Annotated in this window: 16 protein-coding genes and 1 tRNA gene; 8 read left to right on the top strand and 9 right to left on the bottom strand. The window is 69.9% G+C overall.

What is annotated here, in order from left to right; all coding sequences use genetic code 11:
- The first annotated feature begins 221 nt into the window (after positions 1 to 221).
- Entirely contained in the window at positions 222 to 692 is a 471-nt protein-coding gene (locus BMX29_RS03175; RefSeq protein WP_092810346.1) for an MOSC domain-containing protein, read from the top strand.
- A 34-nt stretch (positions 693 to 726) separates the two neighbouring features.
- Here BMX29_RS03175 and BMX29_RS03170 read toward each other — a convergent pair whose 3' ends face one another.
- The gene (locus tag BMX29_RS03170) at positions 727 to 1,698 is read right to left on the bottom strand and encodes an MBL fold metallo-hydrolase (RefSeq protein WP_092810344.1); all 972 of its coding nucleotides are present in this window, start codon (positions 1,696 to 1,698) and stop codon (positions 727 to 729) included.
- 125 nt (positions 1,699 to 1,823) lie between these two features.
- Here BMX29_RS03170 and BMX29_RS03165 point away from each other — a divergent pair, with 125 nt between their 5' ends.
- Both BMX29_RS03165 and dacB read left to right on the top strand, forming a co-directional pair.
- Positions 1,824 to 2,438 (top strand): nicotinate-nucleotide adenylyltransferase, encoded by a 615-nt coding sequence (locus BMX29_RS03165; protein WP_092810342.1) that lies wholly within the window; start codon positions 1,824 to 1,826, stop codon positions 2,436 to 2,438.
- A gap of 295 nt (positions 2,439 to 2,733) precedes the next feature.
- Complete coding sequence (dacB, locus tag BMX29_RS03160) at positions 2,734 to 4,239, top strand: D-alanyl-D-alanine carboxypeptidase/D-alanyl-D-alanine endopeptidase (protein ID WP_092810340.1); 1,506 nt, start codon at positions 2,734 to 2,736, stop codon at positions 4,237 to 4,239.
- Between the two features lie 27 nt (positions 4,240 to 4,266).
- On the opposite strand, the gene BMX29_RS19720 is transcribed toward dacB, so the two are convergent.
- Positions 4,267 to 4,392, bottom strand: a complete 126-nt coding sequence (locus BMX29_RS19720; protein ID WP_276202306.1) for a hypothetical protein — start codon at positions 4,390 to 4,392, stop codon at positions 4,267 to 4,269.
- A gap of 198 nt (positions 4,393 to 4,590) precedes the next feature.
- On the opposite strand from BMX29_RS19720, the gene BMX29_RS03155 reads away from it, so the two are divergent.
- Positions 4,591 to 5,142, top strand: coding sequence for a hemerythrin domain-containing protein (locus BMX29_RS03155; protein WP_092810339.1), 552 nt, complete (start codon positions 4,591 to 4,593; stop codon positions 5,140 to 5,142).
- A 282-nt stretch (positions 5,143 to 5,424) separates the two neighbouring features.
- Here BMX29_RS03155 and BMX29_RS03150 read toward each other — a convergent pair whose 3' ends face one another.
- The 3 genes from BMX29_RS03150 to BMX29_RS03140 all read right to left on the bottom strand — a co-directional run bounded on the left by BMX29_RS03150 (position 5,425) and on the right by BMX29_RS03140 (position 7,803).
- A complete protein-coding gene (locus tag BMX29_RS03150) occupies positions 5,425 to 5,679 on the bottom strand; it encodes a hypothetical protein (protein ID WP_092810337.1) in 255 nt (84 codons plus the stop codon).
- 88 nt (positions 5,680 to 5,767) lie between these two features.
- Positions 5,768 to 7,129, bottom strand: coding sequence for a sensor histidine kinase (locus BMX29_RS03145; RefSeq protein WP_092810335.1), 1,362 nt, complete (start codon positions 7,127 to 7,129; stop codon positions 5,768 to 5,770).
- Complete coding sequence (locus BMX29_RS03140; RefSeq protein WP_043843025.1) at positions 7,129 to 7,803, bottom strand: response regulator; 675 nt, start codon at positions 7,801 to 7,803, stop codon at positions 7,129 to 7,131. The genes BMX29_RS03145 and BMX29_RS03140 overlap by 1 nt, the downstream gene beginning before the upstream one ends.
- Before the next feature lie 294 nt (positions 7,804 to 8,097).
- Between BMX29_RS03140 and BMX29_RS03135 the strand changes: the two genes are divergently transcribed.
- A complete protein-coding gene (locus BMX29_RS03135; RefSeq protein WP_092810333.1) occupies positions 8,098 to 9,258 on the top strand; it encodes a S1C family serine protease in 1,161 nt (386 codons plus the stop codon).
- A 199-nt stretch (positions 9,259 to 9,457) separates the two neighbouring features.
- Here BMX29_RS03135 and BMX29_RS03130 read toward each other — a convergent pair whose 3' ends face one another.
- Positions 9,458 to 9,841: an excinuclease ABC subunit A gene (locus BMX29_RS03130; protein ID WP_244889132.1), complete on the bottom strand. Its 384-nt coding sequence runs from the start codon at positions 9,839 to 9,841 to the stop codon at positions 9,458 to 9,460.
- A 275-nt stretch (positions 9,842 to 10,116) separates the two neighbouring features.
- Between BMX29_RS03130 and BMX29_RS03125 the strand changes: the two genes are divergently transcribed.
- Positions 10,117 to 10,503, top strand: a complete 387-nt coding sequence (locus BMX29_RS03125) for a hypothetical protein (protein ID WP_092810331.1) — start codon at positions 10,117 to 10,119, stop codon at positions 10,501 to 10,503.
- 106 nt (positions 10,504 to 10,609) lie between these two features.
- Here the strand turns inward: BMX29_RS03125 and BMX29_RS03120 are convergent.
- Both BMX29_RS03120 and BMX29_RS03115 read right to left on the bottom strand, forming a co-directional pair.
- Positions 10,610 to 10,685, bottom strand: a tRNA-Ala gene (locus tag BMX29_RS03120).
- 99 nt (positions 10,686 to 10,784) lie between these two features.
- Positions 10,785 to 11,108: a TIGR02300 family protein gene (locus tag BMX29_RS03115; protein ID WP_043843031.1), complete on the bottom strand. Its 324-nt coding sequence runs from the start codon at positions 11,106 to 11,108 to the stop codon at positions 10,785 to 10,787.
- Positions 11,109 to 11,246: 138 nt separating this feature from the next.
- On the opposite strand from BMX29_RS03115, the gene BMX29_RS03110 reads away from it, so the two are divergent.
- Both BMX29_RS03110 and BMX29_RS03105 read left to right on the top strand, forming a co-directional pair.
- On the top strand, positions 11,247 to 11,942 hold the full coding sequence (locus tag BMX29_RS03110) for a M48 family metallopeptidase (RefSeq protein WP_092810329.1): 696 nt from the start codon (positions 11,247 to 11,249) through the stop codon (positions 11,940 to 11,942).
- A gap of 65 nt (positions 11,943 to 12,007) precedes the next feature.
- Positions 12,008 to 12,682, top strand: coding sequence for a GntR family transcriptional regulator (locus BMX29_RS03105; RefSeq protein WP_051487449.1), 675 nt, complete (start codon positions 12,008 to 12,010; stop codon positions 12,680 to 12,682).
- A gap of 28 nt (positions 12,683 to 12,710) precedes the next feature.
- Here BMX29_RS03105 and BMX29_RS03100 read toward each other — a convergent pair whose 3' ends face one another.
- Entirely contained in the window at positions 12,711 to 13,307 is a 597-nt protein-coding gene (locus tag BMX29_RS03100) for an SDR family oxidoreductase (RefSeq protein WP_092810328.1), read from the bottom strand.
- Positions 13,308 to 13,369 lie beyond the last annotated feature (62 nt).

Genomic DNA, 13,369 nt, shown 5'->3' with positions numbered 1-13,369 from the left:
CTCCTGTCGTTGTCTCGACGGCCCGGGCGCGGCGCGCCCGGCGGATACGTTCGATCTGGCCAGAGACGCGCGCGAAACAAGGGGCGCGCGCCGTGTCGGGACGCTGTCGTCGCGACAGCGGCGACGGAGGGGGTGCTGCGTGCGGCGGTCCCGGGCCTTGCCGCCGCCGTGTCTCAAGCCACGCTTCGCGGTAAGTCCGAAGTTTCCGGAAGGAGGGCGAGATGAGCGAGCTTGCCGAGATGATCGCGCGCACAGCGCAGCCCGGCCGCGTGACCTGGATCGGCCTCCGGTCAGAGCGGCGCGCGCCACTGCAGGCGGTCGAAACCGCGCGGATCGAGACGGACGGGCTGTCCGGCGACCACGGCCGCGCGGGCAAGCGCGCCGTGACGCTGGTTCAGAACGAACATTGCGCGGCGATCGGCGCCTATCTCGGGGGCGCGCCGGTCGCCCCGGAGGACCTGCGCCGGAATCTCTTGATCGCGGGGATCAACCTTGCATCGTTGAAGGGCCGCGCCGTGCGCGTGGGGGGCGCGGTGCTGCGCATGACGGTCGTTTGCGCGCCGTGCTCCCGCATGGAGGAGACGTTCGGCCCCGGCGGCTACGCCGCGGTCCGGGGCCATGGCGGCTGGTGCGCCGAGGTGCTGGAACCGGGCCGGGTCGCGCTGGGCGATCCGGTGTGTCCGGCGGACTGACGGGCGGCAAAAAGGCCGCCCGTCCGCGTCCGGATTAGACGTCGTAGTGATAGACCGTCGGGATCATCCGGTAGCCGTCTTCGGCCGCCTCGACGTTCACCACGCCGGGGAAGCCGATATGCGAGCCCGCGACCTGCAGCCGGTCCGTGGCCACCATGTCCATGGTCCGCTGACGGGTCTCGACGGCCTGCTCGGGATCGACGTCAAAGCCGATGGCCACGTCGGGCCGGGCGAACTGCACCGGCGGGACGTGCACGATGTCGGCCCAGATCAGCAGGCTGTCGTCGCCCGAGGACAGCATGTAGCCGGAATGACCCGGCGTGTGCCCCGGCAGCGGCATCGAGGTGATGCCCGAGCCGATGTCCTCTTCGCCGGAGAACGTCACGAGCCGGTCCGAATAGGCCGACAGGACCGACCGCGCGAGGTTTGCGAAGTTCTGCATCATCTCGGGCGCGCCCGAGAAATTGCCCTCGTCGGACCAGAAGGCGCGGTCGGTCTCGCTGACCACGAGTTCGGCATTGGGGAACATCGCGTCCTGGCCGCTCAGGGCACCGGCGACGTGGTCGGGGTGCAGGTGCGTGGCCAGGAGGCGCGTGACCGAGGCGGGATCGATGCCAGCGGCCTCGAGGCTCCGGGGCAGGCGTCCGAGGCCCGGACCCATCGCATCGGCGGTGCCGGCGTCCACGAGAATGGTTTCGTCGCCGCGCTGGATCGCGAAGGCGTTGACCGAAGTGGGATAGGTTTCGGGGTCGCGGAACTGCGCGCGCATGAGCTCGGTATAGGCGTCGGCCTCGATCCCGATAAGCGAGTCGGGCCCGATATGCAGCGAACCGTCACCGAGGCAGGTCACGGTCATGTCGCCCACGGCAAAGCGCTGGTAGGCGGGCACCTGCGCGCTGCCGCCGCCGCTGTGGGAGGCTGCGCGAGCGAGCGAGGGGGCAAGGCCGCCGAGCGTTGCGGCGGCGCCGACGAGCGGCGCGGTGGCGAGGAATTGGCGTCTTTGCATGGGGTCTCCTCCGGGTTTGTCTGGTGCACGAGTTGGGTCGCGCACGACAGGTGTCAAAAGCGAATGGCGTTGCACCGAAAGCCGACCCCGTGTTTGAGACAGGTCGGATTTCAGTGGGAACCATCATGGCCGACACCGAGCATAGCACCGGGCTGAGCCTGCCGCGCGGCACGCGGGTCGGTCTTCTTGGCGGGTCCTTCGACCCCGCCCACGCCGGCCATGCCCATGTCACGCGCGAGGCGCTCAAGAGGTTCGGACTCGATCGCGTGGTGTGGCTGGTCTCGCCGGGCAACCCGCTCAAGGCGCACGGTCCCGCGCCGCTGGCCGAACGCATGGCCGCGGCGCGCGCGGTGGTGGATGACCCCCGCGTCACGATCAGTGACGCCGAGGCCCGGCTCGGCACACGATACACCGCAGAGACCCTGTTTCACCTGCGCGCCCGGCATCCCGGGGTGCGGTTCGTCTGGCTCATGGGGGCCGACAACCTGCGCCAGCTGCACCGCTGGGACAATTGGCACGGCATCATGGCGCAGGTGCCTGTGGGTGTTCTGGCGCGGCCGGGCGGCCGGATGTCCGCGCAGACCTCCAAGGCGGCGCGGGTCTATGCCCACGCGCGCCTGCGGCAGGAGGCGGCGCATCTCCTTCCCCTGATGGAGGCCCCGGCCTGGTGCTTCCTGAACGTGCCGATGGTCGACCTCAGCTCGTCGGCGATCCGCGCGGGCGGCGGCTGGAAGCGCTGACGTCCGGTTTCCGCCAGGCCGCCCGTTCCGGTGGCTTTGTCGCGCGCTGATGAGCGGGCGCCGCAGCCGCCGGTGTCTCGAGGGCATTGGCCTGCTCCGATGTCGATCCTGACCGTTGGTGCGGGGGCGGCAGGTGCCACGCAGACACTCCGCCGCTCTCGGCGGAATTCCCTCCGGTGAAAGGCCGTGTCCGGCATCGCCTCGCCCATGACACGGCGCGCTCACGACGAATTGCCCGGTCCCACGCGCACGGGCCCGCTTGTCTCCCCCCGCGGCGTCCGGTTAACTCCGCGCCATGACCGCGCCCTTGACCCGCCGCCGCTTCCTTGCCGCGCTCGCCGCCACCACGGCCGCCGCGCCCGCTTTCGCCAACGCGCCCGAGACGTCCCTCCGCCCGCTTGCGCGTGGCGAGGACTTCTTCAAGCGCGCGGTGCCCACCCTTGACGAGATCGCCTCGGCCGCGAACCTCGACGGCTTTCTCGGCTGCGCGGTGGGCAACACCGAGACCGGCGAACTGCTGGAAGACCTGAACGGCGCCGAAGGCCTGCCGCCCGCCTCCGTCGCCAAGGCGCTGACCGCGTCTTACGCGCTCGAGCATCTGGGCCCCGATCACCGCTTCGCCACGCGGCTCCTGACCACCGGAGAGGTGTCCGAGGACGGCACGCTCGACGGCGACCTGATCCTTGCCGGCGGCGCGGACCCCACGCTCGACACCGACGGGTTGGCGGCGCTTGCGGGCGATCTGCGCGATGCCGGCGTGTCGTCGGTCACCGGCCGACTGCTGGTCTGGGGCGGCGCACTGCCCGAGGTGCCGGCGATCGATCCCGGTCAGCCCGATCACGTCGGCTACAACCCGTCGGTCGCAGGCCTGAACCTCAACTACAACCGCGTGCATTTCGAATGGCAGCGCGCTGGCGAGGGCTACCAGGTGGCGATGGACGGCCGCTCGGACAGCCTGCGCCCGCCGGTGCACATGGCGCGCATGGTTGTCGTGGCGCGGCGGACGCCGGTCTACACCTACCACGACGGCGACGCGCGGGACGAATGGACCGTGGCCAAGTCCGCGCTGGGCAATGCCGGCTCGCGCTGGCTGCCGGTGCGGCGTCCGACGCTCTACGCCGGCGAGGTGTTCCAGGCCGTGGCAGGCTCGAACGGTCTGCGCCTGAAGTCCCCCGAGGTGGTCGACACGCTGCCCGAGGACGCGCGCGAACTGGCACGCCGCGAGAGCCAGCCGCTGACCGACATCCTGCAGGACATGCTCAAGTGGTCGACGAACCTGACCGCCGAGGTTGTCGGCTGTGCGGCCACCGCGGCCGCGACCGGATCGGTGCCCGCCTCGCTCGAGGCGTCGGCCGCCGAGCTGAACGGCTGGGCCGAGGCCGAGCTGGGCGTGACCGGCATCGCGCTGGTCGATCATTCGGGTCTCGGCGAGGACAGTCGTGTCGCGCCGGTGGCGATGACGCGCGCGCTGATCGCCCTGCGGGAGCGGCTGGATCTCAAACCGATCCTCAAGCCCATTCCCATGCGCGACGACTCGCGCCGGATCCTGTCGAACCATCCGCTCGACGTGCACGCCAAGACCGGCACGCTGAACTTCGTCTCGGGGCTGGCGGGCTACATCGACTGTCCCGACGGGACCGAACTGGCCTTCGCGATCTTTTCCGGTGACCTCGATCACCGCGCCACCATCGCGCGCGAAGACCGCGAGGGCCCGCCGGGCGCACGCACCTACAACACCCGCGCGAAGAAGTGGCAGATGGAGCTCATCAAGCGCTGGGGCACCGTCTACGGCACCGCCTGAGCGGGCCGCGGGCGCCCCGCGCGGGGCTCAGAGGTCCGCGGCGCCGGTGGCGGCGTCGGGCGTGGCCGTCTGCCCGGAGCGATCGGCGGCCCCGATCAGGGGCAGGGCGATCAGCGTGAGCGCGGCGAGCAGGGTGAAGATGCGGCGGGTCATGTCCGGATCCCGGTGTTTGCCGTTTCTGGGTGACGCAAGGGTAACCCGGCCTGCACCGCTCCCGACAGTCAGGATGTCCCGACCCCAAGACGGCGTGCCCCCCGCGCCACGATGGGGCACAGCCGCCCGCCCCGGACATGGCCGCCCTGACTTGATCCCGCACCGCACCCGCGCATATGGCCGCATCGGAGGTGAGCCATGACTGACGATCTCGCGCTCGACGCGCGCACCGGACTGCCCGACGCCCTGCGCGTGCTGCTGCAGACCTATCCGCGTTCCGAATGGGACGCGCACGCCAACTTTGCCGGGCTGGTGCAGTTCTGGCTCGAGCGGCACATGATGTTCCGCAAGATCACCGCGCTTTTGCGCGAGGATGCCGAGCGCCAGATGGATGGCGCGCTCGACCCCGAGCAGCAGCAGGCCCGGCTCGCGCGCTATGGCGGGGCGCTGGTGAACGAACTGCACGGCCATCACCAGATCGAGGATCACCACTACTTCCCGGCGCTAAGCAAGATGGAGCCGGGTCTGGTCCGTGGCTTCGGCATTCTCGACAAGGATCACGACGCCATGGACGGCCTGCTCGACCGGTTCACCCGCAAGGCCAATGGCGTGCTGCGCGAGGGCGCCGAGGTCGGCCCGTTCCGCGAGGAATTGCTGTCCTTCGACGCCCTGCTCGACCGGCACCTGGTGGACGAGGAAGAGCTGATCGTTCCGGTGATCCTGAAGCACGGGCCGGACGGAATTCACTGAGCCGCGTGTTCGCGCGCTGAACGGCCTTCGGCCTGGGCAGAGCGTGCGTCCCGAGTGGTGGGCCAACCCGTTAGTGTGCGCCATCTCCAGCCCGCGAGCCGACAATCACGCCAGTCGATGCCGACGTCTCCCGGCCGCACCCACATGACTTCGACCCGAAGGCGCTCGGGCAGAGAGGATCGCCAGCCCGAGTGGGCAGGCTGGCGATGATGCGGTGCCCTTCGGGCATGTTCCGCGCCCGGAGCGTGGCGGAACGCCGGGCGCCCGCGCGGGGGGCTGATCTCAGCCCTTCACCTCGATGGCATTGATCTTCTGCCAGCCGTTGTCGGCGTTAGAGGTGTAGCGGATCGTCACTTCCTTGCCTGCGGAAAGGCCTTCCGGCACCTCGGCGAGGGTTTCCAGAGACCAGATCGTGCGGTCATCGAGGACGAGGACGTTGTCCACGCGATCATAGGCGGCGACGGTGCCCGTGACGCTGTCGGCCATGGCGGGCAGGGCCGCCGTCGACAGGGCGAGTGCGGCGAGGAGGGTGCGCATGTGGGAGTGTCCTTCGGACATGGGGTGAACGCGCGACGGAAATCGGGAGCGGTTGACCCCCGGACAAGGCCCGCACGAAAATAATGTGTCAGCCGGATGTCCCAGCCCCCACGGGCTCGGGGAACTCGAGCCGCACCCGCAGGCCCGGCGTCGCATCCGTCAGCTCGAGCCGGGCATCGTGAACCTGGGCGATCGCGGCCACCAGGGCGAGGCCCAGGCCATTGCCCGGCGTGGTGCGGCTGCGCTCGAGCCGGTGGAGGCGGCGAAGAACGCGGTCGCGCTCGGCCTCGGGGATGCCGGGGCCGGTGTCCTCGACCGTCAGCGCCCGGTCCGGCGACACGGCGATGTAGACCTCGGCGCCGCCGCCGGCATGGCGCAGCGCGTTCTCGATGAGGTTGGCGAGCGCCTGCGCGATCAGGTCGCGATCGCCGAGGACCGGCACCGGGCCATGCGCGGGCGCGACATGCAGCGCCACGCCGGCTTCTTCGGCGGCCGGTTCGTAGAGCTCTGCCATCTCGGCAGCGACCTCGGTCAGGTCGAGCGGACTGAAATGCTGTGCCGGCCCGCCCCCCTCGATCTGCGCGATGTGCAGGAGCGCGCGGAAGACACCCGTGGCGCGGTCCGCCTCGTCGCCCGCGGCCTCGGCCAGATGGGCGGCCTCGTGATCCGGCCCGAGCCGCGCGCGCAGATCGGCCAGCGTCACGCTGATCCGCTGCAAGGGCGTACGCAGGTCGTGGGCGATGTCGCTCGACACCTGCCGCAGCGCTTCGGTGGCGGCCTCCTGCCGCTCGGCCATGCGATTCACGCTCTGCCCGATCCGCGCGAGGTCGTCATCGGCGCGGTGGTCGCCCGCGTAGCGCGCCGCCAGATCGCCCGATGCCAGCGCCGCCAGCGTCCGCTCGATCCGCGCCACCCGCCGGGCCGAGCGCCGCGCGATCAACGTGCCGAGCCCAAGCGACAGCAGCGCCGTTGGTCCGAGACTGAGACCCAGCAGGGTCAGGAACGTCCGCCGCAGGTCATCGAGCGGGGCAAGGCTCTCGGCGAGGATCAGCCAACCCGATGACAGACGACGCACCTCTTGCTCGTAGCCCGCGTCCGACAGCTGCCGGTCGGGGCCGGCGGGCACGAGCTTGGCCCGGTCGCCCCGGATGATCGCGTCGGCATTGCCGGCCCGGCGGCCGTCGTCACCGAGGAACAGGTAGACGGAGTCGGCCGGGTCGGCGGCGCGGGCGCGGGCGCGCACCAGCGTCGCGAGTGCGGCGGGCGTGGCGGTCACGTCGAACCCGGCCATCTCGGCTTCGAGGCTTGCGCGGATCTGGGCGCGGGTGGAGGCGGCGAGCTGCAGGTAGGCCCCGCCGAGCGTCGCGCCGTTCACCAGCGTGAACAGCACCACCAGCATCAGCGCCAGCCGCACCGGCGTCGAGCGAAGGATACGCGGCAATCGCCGCATCAGCCGTCGATCCTGTAACCCGCGCCCCGCACCGTCACGATCAGGTCGCGCTGGAACGGTTTGTCGACCTTGGCGCGCAGGCGCGAGATGTGGGTCTCGACCACGTTGGTCTGCGGGTCGAAATGCAGGTTCCACACGCCCTCGAGCAGCATCGTCCGGGTCTGCACGCGCCCCTTCCGGCGCAGGAGATGTTCGAGCAGCGCGAACTCGCGCGGCAGCAGGTCGATGGTTTGGCCGCCCCGCGTCACCGTCCGGCGCACGAGGTCCATCTCGAGGTCTCCGGCGCGCAGCGTGGTCTCGGCCTCCTCGGCCAGCGGCAGGCGGCGCGCCAGCGCGGCGATGCGGGCGGAAAGCTCTCCAAAGGCGAAGGGCTTGGTGAGGTAGTCGTCGCCGCCCGCTCGCAGTCCCTCGATCCGGTCGTCGGTGCCGCCCATGGCGGTCAGGAACAGCGCCGGGGTCGAGACCTTGGCCGCCCGCAGCGCCTTGATGAGCGACAGCCCGTCGAGATCGGGCAGCATCCGGTCGATCACCATGACGTCGTAGGGCTGCGCCATCGCCTGCGACAGCGCGTCCCGCCCCGAGGCGAGGCAGTCCACCGCGTGGCCCTCCTCGGTCAGGCCGCGCTCGATGAACTCCGCGGTGGTGGGGTCGTCCTCGACGACGAGAAGTTTCATGGCGCCCCGGAACGGTTGCTGCGGACGTGGTTGGGTTGGGTGCAGATGAGGCCGCGGCGCGGTCGATTTCAAGCGTTCGGCGCGCGGCTCCCGCGGGCGTGACAAACCTTGCAGACATGTAATGGGTCGCCCCCTGCCGCTGCAATCTCGGGGGGCGATCTTTGGGTCAGTCCGCCGGTGGACGCGGCCCGACCGCTCGGCCCCGGCGACAGGATCAACCGGACCACGCGCCGGACACGGACCGCCGGACGACATCCCCGGCGCCGAGGTCCCGCGCCAAGGAGCGAACAGAGCATGACAAGACTTGCCGATCACCCCCGCCGCGTCGCCACCGGCATCGCGCTCGCCGCGATGGTCGCCACCGGCGGCGCCGTGACGCTGGGCCAGACCGCGACGCCGGCCGAGGCCGCGCCGACCATGGGCACCGACTACGTCGACCTCGTGAAGGAGCTTTCGCCCGCGGTCGTCACGATCGAGGTGACCAAAACCCGCCAGAACGCCTCGATGCAGGGCGCGATGCCGCAGGGCGGCCCGGGCGGCGACTTCCCGTGGGAAGAGTTCATGAAGCGGTTCGGGATGCCGAACCAGGGCGGCCAGATGCCCCACGGCGGTGCGCCGTCACAGCCCATGCAGGGCGCCGGCACCGGCTTCGTCATCTCCGAGGACGGGCGCATCGTGACCAACGCCCACGTTGTGTCGGACGCCAACGAGGTGACGGTGACGCTCGAGGACGGGCGCGAGTTCGAGGCCGAGGTGCTGGGCGTGGACGAAGCCACCGACCTCGCCGTGATCGAGATCGACGCCGATGACCTGACCCACGTCTCCTTCGGCGACTCGACCACGCTGCAGGTCGGCCAGAACGTGATCGCCATGGGCAACCCGTTCGGTCTCGGCAATACGGTGACCACCGGTATCGTCTCGGCGCTCGGCCGCGACCTGAACGCCGGTCCGTTCGACGACTTCATCCAGACCGACGCGGCGATCAACCGCGGCAACTCGGGCGGCCCGCTGTTCAACGAGCAAGGCCAGGTCGTCGGCGTGAATACCGCGATCATCTCGCCGACCGGCGGCAGCGTCGGCATCGGCTTCTCGGTCCCGTCAGAGCTGGCCTCGGAAGTGGTCGCCGACCTCGTGGACGACGGCGCGGTCGAGCGGGGCTGGCTCGGCGTGCAGATCAAGCCGTTGTCCGAGGACGTGGCGCGTGCGCTCGGCTTCGACAACGACGGCGTGATGATCGAGGCGGTGCAGGACGGCACCCCCGCCGAGGAAGCGGGTCTCGAGGATGGCGACATCGTCACCCGCGTCGACGGTGAAGAGATGACCGGACCGCGCGACCTGACCCGCGCCATCGCGGTCAAGCGCCCCGGCGCGAGCGTGGAGATCGAGGTGCTGCGCCGCGGCGACGCCCAGACCTTCACTATCGAGCTGGGCAACCGGGCGGACATGCCGGCGTAACCCGGCACCCGCCCATCCCCGACACGTTGCCCGGACTGGCCGGGGTCCCTCGCGGGATCCCGGCCTTTTTGCGCGCGGTGTCCGGCTATGGTTTTTCGACGTGGTGCGACCCGCGCAAAACGAAGCCCGCCGGCGCATGGTGCGCCAGCGGGCCTGAGCAGGTGCGGGCGAATGCCCCCCCGCGTCCCGGGTCGTCGGATCAGTTGAGCAGGCGCGACAGCAGGCCAACCACCTGAAGAACCTCGCGGGTCTCGCGGTCGATCCGGTAGACCGTGTCGTTTGTGCGGGCATAGGTATACGCCGGGTCGAGGCCGTAATCGCGCGGCTCGCGCACGATCACATAGTCGTCGCCGATCCGTTCGCCCACGCCGTAGCGGTAGACGACCTCGCGCTCCCGGTCGCGATACGCGCCGTCATGGTGGCGGTCCTGGTTCACGCCCTTCTTGGCGAGCCCCGGCGGCGTGCAGCCGTTGTTCTTCTTGGTGAGGCCCGGCGGGCAGCCCTGGGCGGCCACGGGGACGGCGGTCGAGACGGTGGCAAGGCTTCCGGCCAGCGCCAGGGTAAGAGCAAGTGCGCGTCGCATGTGATCCTCCTTCGTTGGTCAGACAATCTACGCCCCGTCGCCGGAGTTCCGTCGCAGAAGATTCAGGGCAGGCGAGAAACCGCGCTCTCGGCGGCGGGTTGCCGAGGCGTCGGCGCCCGCCTGCACTCGCCTTGCGCGGTCATCACGAAAATCCGTCCGGGATCGAAATATCGAACCGTTTCGCCCCGTTGCGTGTTGGCACGCATGGTTCTGCATTTCCCAACGCCCGCGCCGATGCCATCCTGTGGCTCGCGCATCTCGAGACCGGACGCCTGATGTCGCCGATTCCCGCCTGGATCCTGACCCTCGCGAGCCTCGGCGCCGGTCTCGCGTGGTGGCTGGTGGAATGGAGCACACTCGCTCTCTACGACCGGAGTCCGATGTGGGTGATCCTGCCGACGCTCCTTCTTCTCTCGGCGATATGGCTGGTGCTGCGCGGAGGAGCGGGGCTGATGCTGCTGGCGCTCGTGATCATGGAGGCCTGGGTGATCCAGAACCATGTGCGCGCCGCGTTCCGGCTCGACACGACCACGCTTCTCGACGACACGCTGCCGACCTTGCTGCTTTACTGGATTCCAGCGGCGCTGCTGTTCGTTCTGGCCGGTTGGGCGCGCGGTCAGGCAAGCGCTTCGCGCCAGAGGCAGTCGCGAAGGGCGCCTTAGCACCCGCGCGCGTCGGCGGGGGGATCGCCACGCGCCGAGATCGCACAACGTTCCCTGTGCCGCGCGTCGGGCGGGCAAACGATCGGTCATAGAATGTCGGGGGAATTGGTGGAGCCTAGGGGGATCGAACCCCTGACCTCCTGCATGCCATGCAGGCGCTCTCCCAGCTGAGCTAAGGCCCCGTATCCGCGGCGCCGGTGGCGCCGTGGAGCGTCTCCTAACCGGGCCGCGGGACGGGTTCAAGCGGAAAAATCCGCCGATCCCCCGCGGCCGTCGCGGCGTCAGTCCTCGTCGTTTTCGGCGACGTCGGCGATCTCGTCGAGCGAGACGTTGTCGTCGTCCTCGTCGTCGTCGAGAACGTCATCGTCATCCAGCTCGACGTTGTTGTCGTCGTCCTCGATGACCTCGTTCTCCTCGGAGTCCGACTTCTTCGACTTGCGCGATGCGCCGTCGGCCGCATCGGCCGAGATCATGTTGCGCTTGCCGGTCTCGACCTCGACGACCTCGCCGGTATAGGGGCTGATGACCGGGTTCTGGTTCAGGTCGTAGAAGCGTTTACCGGTCGTGGGGCAGACACGTTTGACACCCCATTCTTCCTTCGGCATGGAAGGTCCCTCTCGGATTTGTCGTGGCACTTGCAGACGATCACGGCCCCCTGCCATAACCCGCGCGGGGCGTCAACGCCCGTGGCGGCGGTCCGGTGCGGACCCGGCCGGCGGCTTTGCGATCGAGGAGGATCGGATATGGGGCGTATCGCGCTGTCCGGCAACCCGCCGATCCCGGTCGAGGTGCGTCGCTCTGCCCGCGCCCGGCGGATCTCGTTGCGGCTGTCGGGCATCGACGGGCGTGTCACCCTGACGCTGCCGAAGCGTGTTCCCGAGGCCGAGGGGCTGGCTTTCCTGCGCGAGAAGGAGGCGTGGCTGCGTGGTCATCTCGACCGGCAGGCGCCGCGTCAGCTTGTCGGCATCGGGGCCGAGCTTTTGGTGGATGGCGCGCTGCACCGGGTGGTGCCCGGGCCGGGGCGCGCGGTGCAGCTGGCCGAAGGCGAGCTGCGCGTGCCGGGCGATCCCGAGGCCGCGGCGGCCCGGCTGCGCGCATGGTTGAAGACGCGCGCCCGCGACCGACTGGCCGAGGCATCGGATCGGTATTCAGGGATGCTGGGCCGGGGCTATACGCGCATCACGCTGCGCGACACGCGCTCGCGATGGGGCTCGTGCAGCTCGGAAGGCGCCCTCATGTATTCCTGGCGTCTCGCGATGGCCCCACCTGACGTGCTCGACTACGTCGCCGCGCACGAGGTCGCGCACCTGCGCGAGATGAACCACTCGGACCGGTTCTGGACGCTGGTCGAGCAGCTTTACGGTGACTGGCGCGCGCCGCGCGACTGGCTCCGGCGCGAGGGCGGGGGGCTTCACGCCTACCGGTTCGAGGCCGAGTAGGCGCCACCGCGCGCGGCCATTCCGTGCAGGATTGACGGCGCCCGCGTTTGTGATCACATGGTGCCATGTTGTCGTCCTCGCGATCCTCCCCGATTTTCGGGCCCCGTGCCGCCGAACCCGCGCCCTCGGCCCATGACCGGGTCTATCGCGGGCTGCGCTCGCGCATCATGTTCGGCCAGATCCCGCCCGGCGCGCCGTTGACCCTGCGGGGCATCGGCCGGGAGTTCGATGTCTCCATGACGCCCGCGCGCGAAGCCGTGCAGCGGTTGGTGGCCGAGGGGGCGCTGTCCATGTCGGCGTCGGGTCGGGTCTCGACGCCCGAACTGAGCAACGACCGGATCGAGGAACTGGCCGCGCTGCGCGCTCTCCTCGAGGTCGAGCTTGCGAGCCGCGCGATTCCGCGCGCCCACATGGCGTTGATAGATCGGCTTCAGACGATCAACACCGGCATTTCCGAAATCGTGGCGAACCGGGACGCGGCCGGCTACATCCGCGCGAACCTCGAGTTTCACCGCACGCTGTACCTGCGGGCACAGGCCCCCGCGATGCTGGCGATGGCCGAGACGGTGTGGCTCCAGCTCGGACCCACCATGCGCGCGCTCTATACCCGCCTGCGCCGATCCGAGGCGCCGCATTATCACCGGCTGATCATCGCGGCCCTGAAGGCGGGCGACGAGCCGGGACTGCGGCTCGCCGTGCGCTCCGACGTGACACAGGGCCTCAAGATGCTGGTGGGGTAGGGCGTCCGCACCGGATCACCCGACCGCCTCAGCGGCTCTGCATGTCGAAATCCTGATCGTCGTAACGCCCCGAGATCGCGGCCTCGGCCAGAAGCGCCGCCACGTCGCCCCGGGTGGCCTTGGCGTCGCGATCGACGTCCGGCCCGAGCACGACGTCCCCCGTCGGGCCGTCGTCGGTCAGCGAAACCGGCCGGACGATGACATGCGGCAGGCCCGACACGGCGAGATGCGTGTCGGCGGCGTGCTTGGCCTCGAGGTAGTGCACGATCTTGCTGTCGGGATCGGGCTGGTCCGCACCGATCCCGCTGAGCATCACGAATCGCGATACGCGAGCCTCCTTGGCAAGGTCCACGAGACGGATCGCGCCATCGCGATCGACCTTCTGGGTCATCTCGGGGCCGGTCTTGCTGCCCGAGCCGGCGGCGAAGATCACCGCGTCCATTCCCGCGCAGACGTCGTCGTCAAGGTCGGTCAGATCTCCCGAACGCGTCTCGGTGCCTTCGGGCAAGGTGGAGGTGTCCGAGCCGTCGCGGACAAGGGCCACAGGCGTGTGGCCGCGTTCGAGAATTTCCGAGGCGATGCGGCGACCGGTCTTGCCGGTCGCGCCGGCGATGAGGATATGCATTGGCTTTCTCCGAAATATCTTCGGCGCTTCGCGTAAACGCCTTTCGGAGAGAAAATCATTTG

It is taken from the genome of Roseivivax marinus (genome assembly GCF_900109705.1).
Taxonomy (GTDB): Bacteria; Pseudomonadota; Alphaproteobacteria; order Rhodobacterales; family Rhodobacteraceae; genus Roseivivax; species Roseivivax marinus.
This window is presented reverse-complemented; position numbering and strand designations above follow the sequence as displayed.

Excerpts from the sequence above, each read along its gene's own strand:
- BMX29_RS03175 (WP_092810346.1), top strand. The coding sequence starts at position 222 with ATGAGCGAGCTTGCCGAGATGATCGCGCGCACAGCGCAGCCCGGCCGC.
- BMX29_RS03170 (WP_092810344.1), bottom strand. The coding sequence starts at position 1,698 with ATGCAAAGACGCCAATTCCTCGCCACCGCGCCGCTCGTCGGCGCCGCC.
- BMX29_RS03165 (WP_092810342.1), top strand. The coding sequence starts at position 1,824 with ATGGCCGACACCGAGCATAGCACCGGGCTGAGCCTGCCGCGCGGCACG.
- dacB (WP_092810340.1), top strand. The coding sequence starts at position 2,734 with ATGACCGCGCCCTTGACCCGCCGCCGCTTCCTTGCCGCGCTCGCCGCC.
- BMX29_RS19720 (WP_276202306.1), bottom strand. The coding sequence starts at position 4,392 with ATGACCCGCCGCATCTTCACCCTGCTCGCCGCGCTCACGCTGATCGCC.
- BMX29_RS03155 (WP_092810339.1), top strand. The coding sequence starts at position 4,591 with ATGACTGACGATCTCGCGCTCGACGCGCGCACCGGACTGCCCGACGCC.
- BMX29_RS03150 (WP_092810337.1), bottom strand. The coding sequence starts at position 5,679 with ATGCGCACCCTCCTCGCCGCACTCGCCCTGTCGACGGCGGCCCTGCCC.
- BMX29_RS03145 (WP_092810335.1), bottom strand. The coding sequence starts at position 7,129 with ATGCGGCGATTGCCGCGTATCCTTCGCTCGACGCCGGTGCGGCTGGCG.
- BMX29_RS03140 (WP_043843025.1), bottom strand. The coding sequence starts at position 7,803 with ATGAAACTTCTCGTCGTCGAGGACGACCCCACCACCGCGGAGTTCATC.
- BMX29_RS03135 (WP_092810333.1), top strand. The coding sequence starts at position 8,098 with ATGACAAGACTTGCCGATCACCCCCGCCGCGTCGCCACCGGCATCGCG.
- BMX29_RS03130 (WP_244889132.1), bottom strand. The coding sequence starts at position 9,841 with ATGCGACGCGCACTTGCTCTTACCCTGGCGCTGGCCGGAAGCCTTGCC.
- BMX29_RS03125 (WP_092810331.1), top strand. The coding sequence starts at position 10,117 with ATGTCGCCGATTCCCGCCTGGATCCTGACCCTCGCGAGCCTCGGCGCC.
- BMX29_RS03115 (WP_043843031.1), bottom strand. The coding sequence starts at position 11,108 with ATGCCGAAGGAAGAATGGGGTGTCAAACGTGTCTGCCCCACGACCGGT.
- BMX29_RS03110 (WP_092810329.1), top strand. The coding sequence starts at position 11,247 with ATGGGGCGTATCGCGCTGTCCGGCAACCCGCCGATCCCGGTCGAGGTG.
- BMX29_RS03105 (WP_051487449.1), top strand. The coding sequence starts at position 12,008 with ATGTTGTCGTCCTCGCGATCCTCCCCGATTTTCGGGCCCCGTGCCGCC.
- BMX29_RS03100 (WP_092810328.1), bottom strand. The coding sequence starts at position 13,307 with ATGCATATCCTCATCGCCGGCGCGACCGGCAAGACCGGTCGCCGCATC.